The 16,454-nt window shown below is 61.7% G+C and carries 13 protein-coding genes; 6 read left to right on the plus strand and 7 right to left on the minus strand.

What is annotated here, in order from left to right; translation table 11 throughout:
• Positions 1–183 precede the first annotated feature (183 nt).
• Entirely contained in the window at positions 184–2,145 is a 1,962-nt protein-coding gene (acs, locus tag ACF8R4_RS10585) for an acetate--CoA ligase (protein WP_060500681.1), read from the minus strand.
• A gap of 398 nt (positions 2,146–2,543) precedes the next feature.
• Between acs and ACF8R4_RS10590 the strand changes: the two genes are divergently transcribed.
• A complete protein-coding gene (locus tag ACF8R4_RS10590; RefSeq protein ID WP_003260110.1) occupies positions 2,544–2,798 on the plus strand; it encodes a DUF2790 domain-containing protein in 255 nt (84 codons plus the stop codon).
• Positions 2,799–2,851: 53 nt separating this feature from the next.
• Here ACF8R4_RS10590 and ACF8R4_RS10595 read toward each other — a convergent pair whose 3' ends face one another.
• On the minus strand, positions 2,852–4,411 hold the full coding sequence (locus ACF8R4_RS10595) for a sigma-54-dependent transcriptional regulator (RefSeq protein ID WP_060500677.1): 1,560 nt from the start codon (positions 4,409–4,411) through the stop codon (positions 2,852–2,854).
• 255 nt (positions 4,412–4,666) lie between these two features.
• Between ACF8R4_RS10595 and phhA the strand changes: the two genes are divergently transcribed.
• The 4 genes from phhA to ACF8R4_RS10615 all read left to right on the plus strand — a co-directional run bounded on the left by phhA (position 4,667) and on the right by ACF8R4_RS10615 (position 7,448).
• Positions 4,667–5,455 carry a phenylalanine 4-monooxygenase gene (phhA, locus tag ACF8R4_RS10600; protein ID WP_025753872.1) on the plus strand — a complete coding sequence of 263 codons (789 nt, stop codon included), beginning with the start codon at positions 4,667–4,669 and terminating at the stop codon, positions 5,453–5,455.
• A 38-nt stretch (positions 5,456–5,493) separates the two neighbouring features.
• Positions 5,494–5,850: a 4a-hydroxytetrahydrobiopterin dehydratase gene (locus tag ACF8R4_RS10605; protein ID WP_060500675.1), complete on the plus strand. Its 357-nt coding sequence runs from the start codon at positions 5,494–5,496 to the stop codon at positions 5,848–5,850.
• Positions 5,851–6,040: 190 nt separating this feature from the next.
• Positions 6,041–6,169: a hypothetical protein gene (locus ACF8R4_RS10610; protein WP_003254533.1), complete on the plus strand. Its 129-nt coding sequence runs from the start codon at positions 6,041–6,043 to the stop codon at positions 6,167–6,169.
• Positions 6,170–6,260: 91 nt separating this feature from the next.
• Positions 6,261–7,448 (plus strand): MFS transporter, encoded by a 1,188-nt coding sequence (locus tag ACF8R4_RS10615; protein ID WP_392492334.1) that lies wholly within the window; start codon positions 6,261–6,263, stop codon positions 7,446–7,448.
• A 39-nt stretch (positions 7,449–7,487) separates the two neighbouring features.
• On the opposite strand, the gene ACF8R4_RS10620 is transcribed toward ACF8R4_RS10615, so the two are convergent.
• Complete coding sequence (locus tag ACF8R4_RS10620; protein ID WP_060500671.1) at positions 7,488–10,508, minus strand: FAD-binding and (Fe-S)-binding domain-containing protein; 3,021 nt, start codon at positions 10,506–10,508, stop codon at positions 7,488–7,490.
• Between the two features lie 152 nt (positions 10,509–10,660).
• On the opposite strand from ACF8R4_RS10620, the gene ACF8R4_RS10625 reads away from it, so the two are divergent.
• On the plus strand, positions 10,661–11,545 hold the full coding sequence (locus ACF8R4_RS10625) for a LysR substrate-binding domain-containing protein (RefSeq protein ID WP_060500670.1): 885 nt from the start codon (positions 10,661–10,663) through the stop codon (positions 11,543–11,545).
• A gap of 95 nt (positions 11,546–11,640) precedes the next feature.
• Here ACF8R4_RS10625 and ACF8R4_RS10630 read toward each other — a convergent pair whose 3' ends face one another.
• The 4 genes from ACF8R4_RS10630 to ACF8R4_RS10645 all read right to left on the minus strand — a co-directional run bounded on the left by ACF8R4_RS10630 (position 11,641) and on the right by ACF8R4_RS10645 (position 16,420).
• Positions 11,641–13,059, minus strand: coding sequence for an amino acid permease (locus tag ACF8R4_RS10630; protein ID WP_164524918.1), 1,419 nt, complete (start codon positions 13,057–13,059; stop codon positions 11,641–11,643).
• Between the two features lie 645 nt (positions 13,060–13,704).
• Complete coding sequence (gene rluB, locus ACF8R4_RS10635) at positions 13,705–14,772, minus strand: 23S rRNA pseudouridine(2605) synthase RluB (protein WP_104834192.1); 1,068 nt, start codon at positions 14,770–14,772, stop codon at positions 13,705–13,707.
• Between the two features lie 165 nt (positions 14,773–14,937).
• Positions 14,938–15,708: an SMC-Scp complex subunit ScpB gene (gene scpB / locus ACF8R4_RS10640; protein ID WP_060497455.1), complete on the minus strand. Its 771-nt coding sequence runs from the start codon at positions 15,706–15,708 to the stop codon at positions 14,938–14,940.
• A complete protein-coding gene (locus tag ACF8R4_RS10645) occupies positions 15,695–16,420 on the minus strand; it encodes a ScpA family protein (RefSeq protein WP_164525265.1) in 726 nt (241 codons plus the stop codon). The genes scpB and ACF8R4_RS10645 overlap by 14 nt, the downstream gene beginning before the upstream one ends.
• Between the last annotated feature and the right edge of the window lie 34 nt (positions 16,421–16,454).

Below are 16,454 nucleotides of genomic sequence, written 5' to 3' on the forward strand. Positions count from 1 at the left end.
TGCCGCGTTGAAGAAAATGGCTGCGTGAACGCACCGAAACAGGTCCGCGTTGTTTCCTCGCGCCCCGAACATGTGCAAGGCCGGTGACAGAACAGTTACCGATGAATGTCGGGTAACAGTCAAGCAAAAACCCCGCCCGGTTGCCCGGGCGGGGTTTTCTGTTCACACAGCCCTGCTTCACTGTCAGGCCGAAGCGAGGCTCATTGCCTTGTGGGTATCGATCAGGTGTTGCACCACGCCCGGGTCGGCCAGGGTCGAGATATCGCCCAACGCATCGTACTCACCGGTGGCAATCTTGCGCAGGATACGGCGCATGATCTTGCCCGAACGGGTTTTCGGCAGCCCCGGTGCCCACTGGATCACATCCGGCGAGGCGATCGGGCCGATTTCCTTGCGCACCCAGTTCTTCAGTTCCAGGCGCAGTTGCTCGCTGGCCTCGATACCGGCATTGAGGGTGACATACACATAGATGCCCTGCCCTTTGATGTCGTGCGGCACGCCAACCACTGCAGCCTCGGCCACCTTCGCGTGGGCCACCATGGCACTTTCGATCTCGGCGGTACCCATGCGGTGCCCGGATACGTTGAGCACGTCATCCACACGGCCCGTGATCCAGTAATAGCCATCCTCGTCACGGCGCGCACCGTCACCGGTGAAGTACATGCCACGGAAGGTTTTGAAGTAGGTGTCGACGAAGCGATCGTGGTCGCCGAACAGCGAACGCGACTGGCCCGGCCAGGAGTCGAGGATCACCAGGTTGCCCTCGGCAGCACCGTCGATCAGGTTGCCCAGGTTGTCCACCAGCGCTGGCACCACCCCGAAGAACGGACGGGTAGCCGAACCCGGCTTCAGGCCGGTAGCGCCCGGCAGCGGGCTGATCAGGATGCCACCGGTCTCGGTCTGCCACCAGGTATCGACGATCGGGCAACGCTCCTTGCCCACGGTCTTGTAGTACCAGTTCCAGGCTTCGGGGTTGATCGGCTCGCCCACCGAGCCGAGCAGGCGCAGGCTGGAGCCGTCGGCACCTTCAACAGCCGCCTGCCCTTCGGCCATCATCGCGCGGATGGCAGTGGGCGCGGTATAGAGGATATTGACCTTGTGCTTGTCGACGATCTTCGACACGCGGGTGATGTCAGGATAGTTCGGCACACCCTCGAACAGCAGGGTAGTGGCGCCATTGGCCAGCGGGCCATACACGATGTAGCTGTGGCCGGTGACCCAGCCCACGTCGGCAGTGCACCAGTACACTTCACCTGGGCGGTAGTCGAATACCCGCTCATGGGTCAGTGCGGCATACACCAGGTAACCGCCGGTGGTGTGCAGCACACCTTTCGGCTTGCCGGTTGAGCCGGAGGTGTAGAGGATGAACAGCGCTTCCTCGGCCCCCATTTCTTTCGGCGCGCAGTGGCTGGAGGCCACTTTCATCAGGTCTTCGTACCAGATGTCGCGGTGCTGGTGCCAGGCAATGTCGCCACCGGTACGCTTGCACACGATGATCTTCTGCACGCTGTTGGTTTCAGGGTTGGTCAGCGCCAGGTCGACGTTGGCCTTGAGCGGGGTGCGGCGGCCGCCACGCAGGCCCTCGTCGGCAGTGATCACCACCTTGGACTTGCAGTCGATGATACGGCCAGCCAGCGCCTCGGGCGAGAAACCACCGAACACCACCGAGTGGATCGCACCGATGCGGGCGCAGGCCAGCATGGCGACCACGGCTTCGGGGATCATCGGCATATAGATGGTGACCACATCACCCCGGTGCACGTCCTGGCCACGCAGGGCGTTGGCGAACTTGCACACCTGCTCGTGCAGCTCGCGGTAGGTGATGTTGCGGTGCTCGGAAGGGTCGTCGCCTTCCCAGATGATGGCCAGCTGGTCGCCGCGCTCTTCAAGGTGGCGATCCAGGCAGTTGGAGGAAACGTTCAGAGTGCCGTCGGCGAACCATTTGATATCGACGTGATGGTCGTCGAAGGAGGTCTGCTTGACCTTGGTGAACGGCTTGATCCAGTCGATTCGCTGGGCCTGCTCGCGCCAGAAGCCGTCCGGGTTGATCACCGATTGCTGGTACATGGCCTTGTAGGTGGCCTCGTCGGTCAGGGTAGTGGCCGCAACCTCGGGACGAACGGGATACAGTGGAGCCGCACTCATCTGTGTTACCTCGGTGTAATAGTTGTTTTTGTATGGAACCGTTTGTAACTGTACCAGAGCGACAAAAGCCATTCGACGTTGGTAGTAATTTGGTACGACCGTTCCGCCAACGTGCTCTGGCACGCGGATTACAGCCCTGACCACGAAAAAACGGGGGGCTTTACCAGAGGATTATTACAGATTCTGTCAAAACACTTTATCAAAAGACCCACTGTTTCGGCCTTGGCCACAACCCTAAAATTCACCTCGCCAGCAACGGCAAGGCGATTAACAACTGGTAACAGCCCCCACGAAGGCAAACGTTAATCTCCCTCTAATCCCGATAGTTAAAACTAGCAATACTCGCGGCGCCATAAGCGCCGCGTGCCCCCTCACGACCTTAGACAGGTAAATAGAAAATGAAAGCTTTACTGGTATTGGTACTTGGCAGTCTTTGCGGCGCGGCAATGGCCGGCGAAGCCAAAGATGCCGAGCAGATTCCGGTTGAACAGTACAGTTACTCGCAGCACCTGGACATTGCCCGCGTCATCTCCATGAGCGAAGTGCCCAACGTATGCGAAGTCGTGCCAGCCCGCATGACCTACGAGGACTCCAAGGGCCAGAAGCACATTCTCGAATACCGCGTGATGGGGAACGGCTGCTCTAACGGCTGATACCTTCTGAATCAGGGGCCCTGCGGGCCCCTTTCACCATTTGCAAAGCCCAACTAATCGGCAGACTTGCCAAGCGAATAGTCCCTTAACTTGTTGGCGATTGTTGTATGCGAAACGCCCAGCCTTTTCCCTAAAGCCCGGCTACTCGAAAACTCCCCCATCAAACTTTCCAGCACCGCTTTTTCAAAGCGCCCGACAATCTGCGAAAGATCACCCTCCAGCGAAAACTCACCCAGCGGTTGCCGCGCGCCATAATCCGGCAAACGTATATGCTCGCTTTTAACCACGCCGCCTTCACATAAAGAAACCGCCTGGAACAATACGTTTTCCAACTGCCTTACATTGCCCGGCCAATGGTATTGCCCAAGTTTGTCCATCGCCGCCGGCGCAAGCCGCGGCATGGCACAGCCGATTTGTCGGCTGGCCTGGTCGAGAAAGTGTTGCACCAGCCCTTCCAGCCCATCCATGCATTCGCGCAAAGGCGGAATGTGCAGCGACAACACGTTCAGGCGGTGATAAAGGTCCTGACGAAACTCGCCGCGCGCGCACAACTCGGACAAATCCACCTGGGTCGCGCAGATCACCCGCACATCCAGGTATACCTCTTCATCGCTGCCCACCCGGCGAAAGCAACCGTCCTGCAAAAAGCGCAGCAACTTCACTTGCAGGCGCGGGCTCATCTCCCCTACCCCGTCAAGGAACAGCGTGCCGCCTGCGGTCAGTTCAAGTAGCCCCAGCTTACCCTCTGCCCGCGCCCCTTCGAATGCCCCGGGGCCGTAACCGAACAGCTCGGTTTCGGCCATCGACTCGGGCAAGCCGGCGCAATTGAGCGCCATCAGCGGCGACTGCCCACGGGGGCTGGCCAGGTGGCAGGCGCGTGCCAGCAGCTCCTTGCCGGTGCCGGTCTCACCCTCGATCAGCAGCGGCGCATCCAGCGGCGCCATGCGGCGGGCCTCGCGCACCACGGCGGCCATCACCCGCGAGCTTTGGAAGATGCTATCGAAGCCTCGCAGTTCCTGCTTGCGCACGTTGTAGATGCGTTCGCCAATGCGGTCGGCACGGTGCAGGGTGAGCACGGCGCCAGCCAACGCCTCGCTGTCATCGTGCTCGGACTGCAGCGGTGCGATATCCGCCAGGAACACATCACCTTTGACCTTGATACGCAGGCCATTGATGCGCGACTTGTTGGCCCGCACCAACTCCGGCAGATCGAAGTCTTCCACATAGCGCGCCAGCGGCATGCCCGGCACCTCATCCACGCGCACCCCCAGCAACTGCGCTGCCGTGCGGTTGGCGGCGACGATGCTGCCGCCCATGTCGATCGACAGCACCGGGAAGTCCAGCGCCCCGAGCAAGGCGTTCAGCTCCATGTGCCGGCGTTCGCTGGGCATCAGGCCCACGCGCTTGACGCCAAATACCCCGGCAATTGCCTCGAACTTCGGCCGCAAGGCCTGGAACTGCAGGTTGATCAGGTTCGGGCAGTGCAGGTAGATGGCATTGCCATGGTCACCGCCCACCTCGCCCCGCAGCACGTTGATGCCGTACTCCACCAGCAGGTTGAGGATGTCGCGCAGGATGCCAATGCGGTTCTGGCAGTGCACTTTGATACGCATGAGGGCTCTCGAAGCGCCAATGTTTTTCAACATCGCGCGGAAAAGTCGTAAAGATAAGCTGACAAAAACCGTGAAACCATCAGCCGTATGCCCCGAATTTTCCGACACCCAGGCTCTTTTGTAAAATTATCGTTACGAAATCCACCTCACCCGCTGGCGCGGCAGCGGCTTGCACCCGTGCAAAACGGGCAGTGAAGGGATATTCCTTAGGCATGTCCTGCACATAACAAGAAAAGCCCTCACCAGGAGAGCCTCATGAAACAGACGCACTACGTGGCACGCGAGCCCGATGCGCATGGTTTTATCGATTACCCGCAGCAAGAGCATGCGGTATGGAACACCCTGATCACCCGTCAGCTGAAAGTGATCGAAGGCCGCGCGTGCCAGGAATACCTGGACGGCATCGACCAGCTCAAGCTGCCCCATGACCGTATCCCGCAACTGGGCGAGATCAACAAGGTGCTGGGTGCCACCACCGGCTGGCAGGTTGCCCGGGTTCCGGCGCTGATTCCCTTCCAGACCTTCTTCGAATTGCTGGCCAGCAAACGCTTCCCGGTCGCCACGTTCATCCGCACCCCGGAAGAGCTGGACTACCTGCAAGAGCCCGACATCTTCCACGAGATCTTCGGGCACTGCCCGCTGCTGACCAACCCATGGTTCGCCGAATTCACCCACACCTACGGCAAGCTCGGCCTGGCGGCAACCAAGGAACAACGCGTGTACCTGGCACGCCTGTACTGGATGACCATCGAGTTTGGCCTGATGGAAACCGCCCAAGGCCGCAAGATCTATGGCGGCGGCATCCTCTCGTCACCGAAAGAGACCGTCTACAGTTTGTCTGGCGAGCCTGAACACCAGGCCTTCGACCCGATCGAAGCCATGCGTACCCCGTACCGTATCGACATCCTGCAGCCGCTGTATTTCGTGCTGCCGAACATGAAGTGCCTGTTCGACCTGGCCCACGAAGACATCATGGGCATGGTCCACAAGGCCATGCAGCTGGGCCTGCACGCACCGAAGTTTCCACCCAAGGTCGCTGCCTGAGCGACCTTGCCGATAACAACTCGAACTGGAAAACACCCATGAATGCCTTGAACCAAGCCCATTGCGAAGCCTGCCGCGCCGACGCGCCAAAAGTCACCGACGAAGAGCTGGCGGAGCTGATTCGCGAAATCCCGGACTGGAACATCGAAGTACGTGACGGCCATATGGAGCTGGAACGCGTGTTCCTGTTCAAGAACTTCAAGCACGCCCTGGCGTTCACCAACGCCGTAGGCGAAATCGCCGAGACCGAAGGCCACCACCCCGGGCTGCTGACCGAGTGGGGCAAGGTTACCGTGACCTGGTGGAGCCACTCGATCAAAGGCCTGCACCGCAATGACTTCATCATGTGCGCACGGACTGACAAAGTGGCGGAAACGGCCGAAGGCCGTAAGTAATCGCTGAAAAACGGGGCCGCAATCGGCCCCGTTTTTTTATGAAGCCTGTGCGCTGTTCGCCCGCGAAACCGACAAACGAACGGTAAAAAAACCAAACTGTCATCCAGACTTGTGTATCCTGCCCCAGCTTTGCGAAGCTTCAACCGCGCCTGGCGCAGACTTTTCACTCACACTTGCGAGGAACGACGAGATGCACGAAATCCCGAATCTTCCCTTCCCAAGCCTGAACCCAGAAGAGCCATCCGTGACCGTTCACGCCGAACCGGCAGCTGCCGCCGAGCAGGATGGTGACGATCAATCCAGCGCTGACCAGGAATAAATCGCGCAACTTCCAACAGTGTGAAAACGGCTGACCTGCGGGCTACCCCCGTCATCACGTTTTCACACTGTCCAGAACCTGTGTAGGCCCCATGCCCGACTCACCGCGCCCCCTTGCGGTCACCCTGCAAGTCGTCTCTATCGTCCTCTTCACCTTCATCGGCTACCTCAACATCGGCATCCCGCTGGCCGTGTTGCCCGGCTATGTGCACAACGACCTCGGCTTCAGCGCCGTGGTCGCGGGCCTTGTGATCAGCGTGCAGTACCTCGCCACGCTGCTCAGCCGCCCTACTGCCAGCCGCATCATCGACAACCACGGCAGCAAGAAGGCGGTCATGTATGGCCTTGTAGGCTGCGGGCTTAGCGGGGTGTTCATGCTCGCCTGCGCCTTCCTCCCCCATCTGCCCTGGCTGAGCCTGACTTGCCTGCTGGTCGGCCGGCTAGCACTGGGCAGCGCCGAAAGCCTGGTAGGTGCGGGCGCGATTGGCTGGGGCATCGGCCGGGTGGGCGCTGAAAACACCGCCAAGGTCATCTCCTGGAACGGCATCGCCAGCTATGGCGCACTGGCCGTCGGTGCACCGCTGGGCGTGCTGATGGTCAAGAGCCTGGGGCTGTGGAGCATGGGCGTCAGCATTATCCTGCTGTGCACACTCGGCCTGCTGCTGGCCTGGCCGAAACAGGCCGCCCCTATCGTCAGTGGCGTACGCCTGCCGTTCCTGCGCGTGCTGGGCAAGGTGTTCCCGCATGGTTCGGGGCTGGCCTTGGGCTCGATCGGCTTTGGCACCATCGCCACGTTCATCACCTTGTACTACGCCAGCCGTGGCTGGACCAATGCCGCGCTGACCTTGACCCTGTTCGGCGCCAGCTTCATCAGTGCGCGGCTGCTGTTTGGCAACCTGATCAACCGCATTGGCGGGTTCCGGGTGGCAATTGCCTGCCTGTCGGTGGAAACACTGGGGTTGTTGATGCTGTGGCTGGCGCCCAGCGCCGAGCTGGCCTTGGCAGGGGCAGCGCTTAGCGGGTTTGGCTTCTCGCTGGTGTTCCCGGCGCTGGGTGTGGAGGCGGTGAATCAGGTGTCGGCGGCCAACCGCGGCGCGGCGGTGGGGGCGTATTCGCTGTTCATTGATTTGTCACTGGGGGTGACCGGGCCACTGGTGGGCGCGGTGGCGGCGGGGTTCGGGTTTGCTTCGATGTTTCTGTTTGCGGCGGGTGCGGCGGGTTGTGGGCTGGTGTTGAGCCTGTATCTGTACAGGCAGGTGCGGCGGCATCGAGATCATTGAAGGCTGGGGGCTGCCTGGCAGCCCCCGAAGCCCTGAACGTTAGCGCTGGGCGTACTGCAACACCACTTCCAGCGGGTGGCGCATCTTGCGCTCGGTCATGCGCTTGACCTGGCTGCGGCACGAGTAACCGGTCGCCAGCGGCTCTCCTTCCTTGTCCAGCTTGGTTGCCCAGCTTTGCTCGAAGATGGTCCGCGAAGTCGCTTGGTTACGCGCCTCGTGGCCGTAGGTCCCCGACATACCGCAGCAACCCGTCGCCTCGGTCACCAGCTTCAGGCCCAGGCGGGCAAACACCTGCTCCCACTGCTTGGTACTGGCCGGCACGTTGGTCTTCTCGGTACAGTGCGCCATCAGGCGGAAGTTGCCCGGTGCGGTCGGTGCCTGCTCAGGCAGCACGTCCATCAACCATTCCTGCGGCAACAGCACCTTCGGGCAACCGTCCAGCCCCGGCACTTTCTGGTACTCCTGGCGGTACACCAGGGTCATCGCCGGGTCCAGCCCCACCAGAGGCACGCCACAGTCAGCCAGGGCCTTGAGCTGGGTAGCGTTACGGATCGCCGCCTTGGCGAACGCCCCCAGGAAGCCCTGTACATGCAAAGGCTTGCCGTTGGCACTGTAAGGCGCCAGGAATACCCGGTGGCCCAGGCGGTGAGCCAGGTCGATGAAGGCTGAGAGCAGCGGGGTCTCGAAGTAACGGGTGAACGCATCCTGCACCAACACGATGCTGCGCTCGCGCTGGGCCGGGGTCAGTTCACGCAGGGCCGGCACGCTGGCCACGCCGACACGGCAACGGGTCAGCGTGGCCTGGAAGTTGAAGCGGCTGATCAACGGGCTGTCGACCATGCCAATGTTGTCGGACAGCAGCTTGCTGACCCACTTCGAGCCCATGACCGCGTTGTACAGGCCCGGCGCATGGGCCAGGTACGGGATGGTGAACTCCAGCGAGCCGATCAGGTAGTCACGCAGCGGGCGCTGATAGCGGCCGTGGTACAGCTCAAGGAAGCGCGAACGGAAGTCCGGCACGTTGACCTTGATCGGGCACTGCCCGGCGCACGACTTGCACGCCAGGCAACCGGCCATGGCGTCGTATACTTCGTGGGAGAAGTCTTCCTGCCCCTGGCTGCGCGCGCGGTTGTTGCGCAGGCGTGCCGGCAGGCCCTTGAGCCACGACACCTGGTTGCGGGCTGCGGCCAACACGTCGATGTTCGCTTCGCCCTGCAGGCGCAGCCACTCGCGCATCAGCGAGGCGCGACCCTTGGGCGAATGCTGGCGTTCACGGGTGGCCTTCCACGACGGGCACATGGCGTCGTTGGGGTCGTAGTTGTAGCAGGCGCCGTTGCCGTTGCAATGCACGGCACTGGGGAAGTCCTGCCACACACGCTCATCGATGGTGCGGTCAAGGTCGCCGCGCAGGGTTACGCCATCGACCGGGGTCAGGCCCTCGGCACTGCCCAGCGGTGTGCAGATCTTGCCGGGGTTGAGCTGGTTGTGTGGGTCGAAGGCACCTTTCAGGCGCTGCAGCGCCGGGTACAGCGCACCGAAGTACTCCGGCACGTATTCCGAACGCAGGCCTTTGCCGTGCTCGCCCCACAGCAGGCCGCCATAGCTTTTGGTCAGCGCGGCCACGGCGTCGGAAATCGGCTTCACCAGCGCGGCCTGGGCCGGGTCCTTCATGTCCAGGGCCGGGCGCACGTGCAGTACACCAGCATCGACGTGGCCGAACATGCCGTAGGCCAGGCCGTAACCGTCCAGCAGGGCGCGGAAGTCGGCGATGTAGTCGGCCAGTTGCTCTGGCGGTACCGCCGTGTCTTCCACGAACGGCTGCGGACGTACCTCACCCTCGACGTTACCCAGCAAGCCCACCGAACGCTTGCGCATCACGTAGACGCGGGTCACCGCCTCGGCGCCTTCAGCCAGTGTATGCCCCAGGCGCTCGACACTGGTATCCGCCTGCAAGTGCTCGACGAAGGCTTGCACCCGGGCGTTGACTTCAGACGGCTCATCGCCGCAGAACTCCACCAGGTTGATACCCAGGGTCGAGCGGTCGGGGTCGGCCGGGAAGTATTCGGCAACACTGTGCCAGACGATGTCCTTCATCGCCAGCATCAGCACCTTGGAGTCGACGGTCTCGATCGACAGCGGCTTGTGCGCCATCAGCGCATTGGCATCACGCAGGGCATCCATGAAACTGGTGTAGCGCACGTTCACCAGCACCGCATATTTGGGGATCGGCAGCACGTTGAGCTTGGCCTCCACCACATAGCCCAGCGAACCTTCGGCACCGCACAGCACACTGTTGAGGTTGAAGCGGCCCTGCTCGTCGCGCAGGTGCGCCAGGTCATAGCCGGTGAGGCAGCGGTTCAGCTTGGGGAAGGTGGTTTCGATCAGTTCGGCCTGGGTTTCCTGGATCTCCCGGGCCATGCGGTACACCTCGCCGACCCGGCCGGGCGCGGCACAGGCCTGTTCCAGCGCGGCATCGTCGATTGGCAGGCTGTGCAGGCGCTCGCCGCCGAGCAGCACGCTGTGCAGCTCCAGCACATGGTCACGGGTTTTGCCGTAGGTGCAGCTGCCTTGCCCACTAGCGTCGGTGTTGATCATGCCGCCGACAGTGGCACGGTTGGAGGTGGACAGCTCAGGGGCGAAGAACAGCCCGTGCGGCTTGAGCGCGGCATTGAGCTGGTCCTTGACCGTACCGGCCTGCACCCGTACCCAACGTTCCTCGACGTTGATTTCGAGGATCTTGTTCATATGGCGCGACAGGTCGACGACGATGCCGTCGGTCAGCGACTGGCCATTGGTGCCGGTGCCACCGCCGCGCGGGGTCAGCTTGACGCCCTGGAACCGCGCCTCGCCCATCAGGGTGGCAACCCGCGCCACATCGTCGGCGTCCAGCGGGAACACTGCGGCCTGGGGCAAGCGCTGGTAAATCGAGTTGTCGGTGGCCAACACCGTGCGGGTGCCGTAGTCGGCACTGATCTGGCCACGGAAGCCGCTGCTGCGCAGGGCTTCGAGGAATTCGGGGTAGTTGGCGCTCGGTGCAACGGTCGGCAGCTGGGCGATCATCGAAGGATGGCCTCTTGATATTGGCTAATTCACGGGATTCCTGTCGCTCCGGCATGGGTTGATGCATGCAGGGATGACGTATAGGCCAATGTTCCTGTAGTTTCGCTTCAGGGGCAAACGGATAATCCTGCCGCTATCAATGACTTTTATGAATGAATTACCGCCACCTGACACCGTCCATGTCGCTGCTGCTGGCATTCGAGGCCGCCGCCCGGCATGAAAGCTACACCCGCGCCGCCGCCGAACTGTCGCTGACGCAAAGCGCGGTCAGCCGCCAGGTGCAGGCGCTGGAACAGCAACTGGGCCTCACCTTGTTCCGGCGCGAAGGCCGCCAGGTACAGCTGACGGATGTCGGTCGCCTGTACCAGCGCGAGCTCAGCGAGGCGCTGGGGCGCATCCGCAGTGCCACCTTGCAGGCGCTGGCGTATCAGTCGGGGGTCGGCACCTTGCGCCTGGCCACCCTGCCAACGTTCGGCTCGAAATGGCTGCTGCCACGGCTGCATGCGTTCTACAGCGCCTACCCGGGCATGCTGGTGCACATTCATTCACGTATCGAAGCCATCAACTTCGACACCAGCGAAATCGACGCCGCCATCGGCGTGGCCAGCCACGACCTGCCGGGGCTGATCTGCCATCGCCTGCATGCCGAGGAACTGGTGGTGATCCTGCCACCGGAGGCCGGGGCCGACAGCCAGGGCTGGAGCCCCGCACGGATCAGTGAAGAGGTGCTGTTGAATGTAGCCAACAACCCGCATGCCTGGGGCGAATGGTTCTCGCACCATGGCCTGCCGCACCGGGCAATGCGCTTGGGGCCGAGCTTCGAGCTGACCTCGCACCTGATCCAGGCGGTGCGGGCCGGGATTGGTATCGGGCTGGTGCCGCGCATACTGGTGGAGGAAGAACTGGCCAAGGGTGAGCTGTACAGCCCGGGGGTGGCGTTTGCCAGCCAGCGTAGTTATTACCTGATCTACCCGCCCAGGAATGAGGCCTTGCCGTCGTTGCGGGCATTCAGGGGGTGGTTGCTGGAGCAGATCTGAATTGTTGCCTGTGCTTGCGAAGAGGCCGGCACAGGCAACAAAAAACCCGAAGCCAGTCACCTGCCTTCGGGTTTCTTCATACTGCTTTAAGTCACTTACTTGGCTACATGACCCGCAGCCCCACCGGCGTTCACCCGGCGGCGTGGCTTGACCATGTAGACCACAAACATCCCCAACAGCCAAACCGGCATGACGTACACCGAAACCTGAATACCCGGAATCATCAGCATGATACCGAGGATCAGCACCACGAAGGCCAGCACGATGTAGTTGCCGTACGGGTACCACAGCGCCTTGAACAGCGGTTTCTGACCGGTACGGTCCAGGTGCTGGCGGAACTTCAGGTGCGAATAGCTGATCATCGCCCAGTTGATCACCAGGGTAGCCACCACCAGCGACATCAGCAGCTCCAGGGCATTCTGCGGCATCAGGTAGTTAAGCAGTACGGCCACGAAGGTAACGGCAGCCGACGCCAGGATCGAACGCACAGGCACGCCACGCTTGTCGACCTTGGCCAGCGACGCCGGGGCATCGCCCTGTTCGGCCATGCCCAGCAGCATGCGCGCGTTGCAGTAGGTGCCGCTGTTGTACACCGACAGTGCGGCTGTCAGGACCACGAAGTTCAGCAAGTGGGCAGCAACGTCACTGCCCAGCAGCGAAAACACTTGCACGAACGGGCTGCTGCCATAGCTGCCACCCGAGGCATCGATGCTGGCGACCAGGTTGTCCCATGGCGTCAACGACAGCAATACCACCAAGGCGCCTACGTAGAAAATCAGGATACGCCAGATGACCTGGTTGATCGCCTTAGGGATCACGGTCTTCGGCTTGTCGGCTTCGGCAGCAGTGAAACCGAGCATTTCCAGGCCACCGAACGAGAACATGATGAACGCCAGGGCCATCACCAGCCCGCTGACACCGTTCGGGAAGAAGCCGCCATGGGACCACAGGTTGGCGATGGTGGCATCCGGCCCGCCGCTGCCGCTGGTGAGCAGGTAGGCACCCAGGCCGATCATGCTGACGATGGCCACGACCTTGATGATGGCAAACCAGAATTCGGCTTCACCGAAGAACTTCACGTTCATCAGGTTGATGGCGTTGATCAACACGAAGAACGCCGCTGCCGTGACCCAGGTCGGGATTTCCGGCCACCAGTAGTGGACATACTTGCCAACTGCAGAAAGCTCCGACATGCCCACCAGGATGTACAGCACCCAGCAGTTCCAGCCCGACAGGAAGCCGGCGAAGCCGCCCCAGTAGGTGTGGGCGAAGTGGCTGAACGAGCCGGCCACCGGCTCTTCGACAATCATCTCGCCAAGCTGGCGCATGATCATGAAGGCGATGAAGCCGCAGATGGCGTAGCCAAGGATCATCGACGGGCCGGCGGATTTCATCACGCCTGCCGAGCCAAGGAACAGGCCGGTACCAATTGCACCCCCCAGGGCGATCAACTGGATATGGCGGTTCTTCAGGCCCCGCTTGAGCTCGCCTGAATGCATGTTTTGTCCACTCATGAACGAAGTCACCTGCATTGTTTTTATCTGTGACGGAATCGGACCCACCGCGCTCGTGGCGCAGCGGAATGGGCAAGGTGGTTACCTTGGGTTTCTTGACATTAGGTGCCGCCGAAGCGGGTCAACCCGGCGTGATCAAGAGTGCGCGGTACGCAAAAGGGTCACAGGTAAAACGCGGCGCACTGTATACCCCTGCAAGCGCGCAGGCGTCAACGCGTTGCGCTCTTCCATCCGGAAAAAACGCAGCGATCCTGTGGTATGGGCCTTCAAAGGCGGAGTGATCGGCGTACATGGCGCCTCCATTTGTTGTTTTGTCAGCCAGGCTCTGTGGACAGGCTCTTGCACACGGCAATGGCGGCTATAACACCGTGGGGACGGGGGTTTGGGCAAGGGAGGGCAAGGTGGAGGTGGCGGGTTTGGCACATCGGTGACGGCAAGGTTTGTTTACACGATTGGGTTAAATCTGGAATCAGGGCTGAAACCGGCCATATTTGTACAGTTTTCTTTACAGGCCGGTTCAAGAACTTGCCAGTCGTCAGAAAAATTCTTTTTGTTCAATATCTTGGGGCCGCTTTGCAGCCCCAATTTCTCACAGGCATAAAAAAACCAGCCCGAAGGCTGGTTTCTCATCACCACGCGGGCCAATCAGCCACGCGGTTTACCGCGACCACGGCCTGCCGGCTTGTCACCTTCAGGCTTGCTCGGGCGCTTGCGCATTTCGCTCGGGCGCTCGGCCACCGTGCTGCCTCGGGTGTTTTTACGCGGGGCCTCTTCACGCGGCTGACGCGCCGGCCGTTCACTGGTCGCGGCACCTTCGTGGGCCGGGCGCAGGTTGCGCACACGCTCGCCACGGCCCAGCGGGCGGGTCGATTTGCGCTGCAGGCGCTCCATCTTGTCCTTGGCCTTGAGCTTCATGGCAGGCAGCGCAACCGGCTGCAGGCCCACTTCCGCGGCCAGGATGTCGATTTCGCCCTGGGTCATTTCACGCCAGCGGCCCATCGGCAGGTCGGAGTTGAGGAACACCGGGCCGAAACGCACGCGCTTCAGGCGGCTGACCACCATGCCCTGGGATTCCCACAGGCGACGTACCTCACGGTTACGGCCTTCCATCACCACACAGTGGTACCAATGGTTGAAGCCTTCGCCACCCGGTGCCTTCTGGATGTCGGTGAACTTGGCCGGGCCGTCTTCCAGCATCACGCCGGCTTTCAGCCGTTCGATCATTTCGTCATCGACTTCACCGCGCACACGTACCGCGTACTCACGGTCCATCTCGTAGGACGGGTGCATCAGGCGGTTGGCCAGTTCACCGTCGGTGGTGAACAGCAACAGGCCAGTGGTGTTGATGTCGAGGCGGCCGATGTTGATCCAGCGGCCTTCTTTTGGCCGTGGCAGGCGGTCGAACACGGTCGGGCGGCCTTCCGGGTCGTCACGGGTGCAGATTTCGCCATCGGGCTTGTTGTACATGATCACCCGGCGAGTGGCCTCAGCGGCCTCCTCACGCTTAATCAGCTTGCCGTCTACGGCAATGGCGTCGTGCAGGTCGACGCGCTGGCCAAGGGTGGCCTCGACGCCGTTGACCTTGATGCGGCCCTGGCTGATCCAGGCTTCGACGTCACGGCGCGAACCCACGCCAATGCGTGCCAGCACTTTTTGCAGCTTTTCGCCGGATGGCGGGGTGATTTCGGTATCTTGCAGGTCTTGCTCACTCATCTGGGCACCTCCCGGTGTAGGAATGAAAACAGGTTTTTTGGCGACGAGCGCGCCAAAAGGCCGCGCATCATACGCGGTTTGGCGGGGGAACGCACTGGAGGGTAGAGGGTTTTGTGGGCTTTGGCTGGGGTTTCTGCCTAATGGTGGTGTATGGGCAACAGCAGATCAGGGCTGTAACTTGCCCTCCTCTTCCACCGAGGCCTCAGGCTCTTCCTCGCGCAAATCATCAAAGTCGGTCTTCAGCCCTTCTTCCATGGCATCCAGCTCCACCAGCAAGCTACGGAAGCTGGTTTCCTCCTTTGGCTCAACACCCTCTTCTTCCTCCCCAAGGCTGGCATCTGCCAACGCCTGCAGGTGCGCCGGCACTGGCGCATCGTCCGGGTCGAGCACCGGCTCCGGCTCCATCTCGCGCAGCTCGGCCAAGGCCGGCAGCTCATCCAGGCTCTTGAGGTTGAAGTGGTCAAGAAACGCCTTGGTGGTGGCAAACATCGCCGGCCGCCCGGGCACTTCGCGGTAGCCGACCACGCGAATCCACTCGCGCTCCATCATGGTCTTGATGATGTTGCTGTTCACCGCCACGCCCCGCACGTCCTCGATCTCGCCGCGGGTGATGGGCTGGCGGTAGGCAATCAGCGCCAGGGTTTCGAGCAGCGCACGTGAATAGCGTTGCGGGCGCTCTTCCCACAGGCGCCCGACCCAGGGCGCATAGTCCTCGCGGATTTGCAGGCGGTAGCCGCTGGCCACTTCCTTGAGCTCGAACGCTCGGCCACTGCACGAATTGCCCAGCACGTCCAGGGCCTGCTTGAACACCTTGGGTTCTGGGCGCTCGGCCTCTTCGAACAGCTCGTACAGGCGTTCCAGGGACTGCGGTTTGCCCGACGCCAGCAAGAAAGCTTCGATCAGCGACGCCAGGTCGCGAGGGTCATTCAGGTTCATCAGGTTCTTCAACAAGCGCCGGGCGGAGCCGCACGTGAATGGCGGCGAAAGGTTCATTCTGCACCAGTTCGATCAGCGATTCCTTCACCAGCTCGAGAATCGCCATGAAGGTGACCACCACGCCCAGCTTGCCCTCTTCGGCGGCAAACAACTCGACAAACGGCACGAAAGCACCGCCCTTGAGGCGCTCCAGCACCTGGCTCATGCGCTCGCGGGTAGACAGCGTTTCACGGGTGATCTGGTGGCTTTCGAACAGGTCGTTGCGGCGCATCACCTCGGCCATGGACACCAGCAACTCTTCCAGGCTGACCTGCGGCAACAGCTTGCGCACCTTGGCCTGCGGCGCCTCAAGGCGTGGCACCACCACATCGCGGCCTAGCCGTGGCAATTCATCGATGCCTTCGGCGGCGGCCTTGAAACGCTCGTACTCCTGCAGGCGGCGGATCAGTTCGGCGCGTGGGTCGCCCTCTTCTTCCTCAACATCGGCCGAACGCGGCAGCAGCATGCGCGACTTGATCTCGGCAAGCATGGCGGCCATCACCAGGTACTCGGCGGCCAGTTCAAGGCGCACGCTCTTCATCAGCTCCACATAGCCCATGTACTGGCGGGTGATTTCCGCCACCGGGATGTCGAGAATGTCGATGTTCTGCTTGCGAATCAGGTACAGCAGCAGGTCCAACGGGCCTTCGAAAGCTTCGAGGATGACTTCCAGCGCGTCCGGCGGGATGTACAGGTCCAGCGGCAGC

The organism is Pseudomonas sp. FYR_2 (assembly GCF_043106425.1).
Lineage (GTDB): Bacteria > Pseudomonadota > Gammaproteobacteria > Pseudomonadales > Pseudomonadaceae > Aquipseudomonas > Aquipseudomonas monteilii.

Bases quoted from the DNA above. Each gene is read 5' to 3' on its own strand.
- ACF8R4_RS10605 (WP_060500675.1), top strand. From the start codon at position 5,494: ATGAATGCCTTGAACCAAGCCCATTGCGAAGCCTGCCGCGCCGACGCG.
- scpB (WP_060497455.1), bottom strand. From the start codon at position 15,708: ATGAACCTGAATGACCCTCGCGACCTGGCGTCGCTGATCGAAGCTTTC.
- rluB (WP_104834192.1), bottom strand. From the start codon at position 14,772: ATGAGTGAGCAAGACCTGCAAGATACCGAAATCACCCCGCCATCCGGC.
- phhA (WP_025753872.1), top strand. From the start codon at position 4,667: ATGAAACAGACGCACTACGTGGCACGCGAGCCCGATGCGCATGGTTTT.
- acs (WP_060500681.1), bottom strand. From the start codon at position 2,145: ATGAGTGCGGCTCCACTGTATCCCGTTCGTCCCGAGGTTGCGGCCACT.
- ACF8R4_RS10625 (WP_060500670.1), top strand. From the start codon at position 10,661: ATGAATTACCGCCACCTGACACCGTCCATGTCGCTGCTGCTGGCATTC.
- ACF8R4_RS10630 (WP_164524918.1), bottom strand. From the start codon at position 13,059: ATGAGTGGACAAAACATGCATTCAGGCGAGCTCAAGCGGGGCCTGAAG.
- ACF8R4_RS10620 (WP_060500671.1), bottom strand. From the start codon at position 10,508: ATGATCGCCCAGCTGCCGACCGTTGCACCGAGCGCCAACTACCCCGAA.
- ACF8R4_RS10595 (WP_060500677.1), bottom strand. From the start codon at position 4,411: ATGCGTATCAAAGTGCACTGCCAGAACCGCATTGGCATCCTGCGCGAC.
- ACF8R4_RS10590 (WP_003260110.1), top strand. From the start codon at position 2,544: ATGAAAGCTTTACTGGTATTGGTACTTGGCAGTCTTTGCGGCGCGGCA.
- ACF8R4_RS10615 (WP_392492334.1), top strand. From the start codon at position 6,261: ATGCCCGACTCACCGCGCCCCCTTGCGGTCACCCTGCAAGTCGTCTCT.
- ACF8R4_RS10610 (WP_003254533.1), top strand. From the start codon at position 6,041: ATGCACGAAATCCCGAATCTTCCCTTCCCAAGCCTGAACCCAGAAGAG.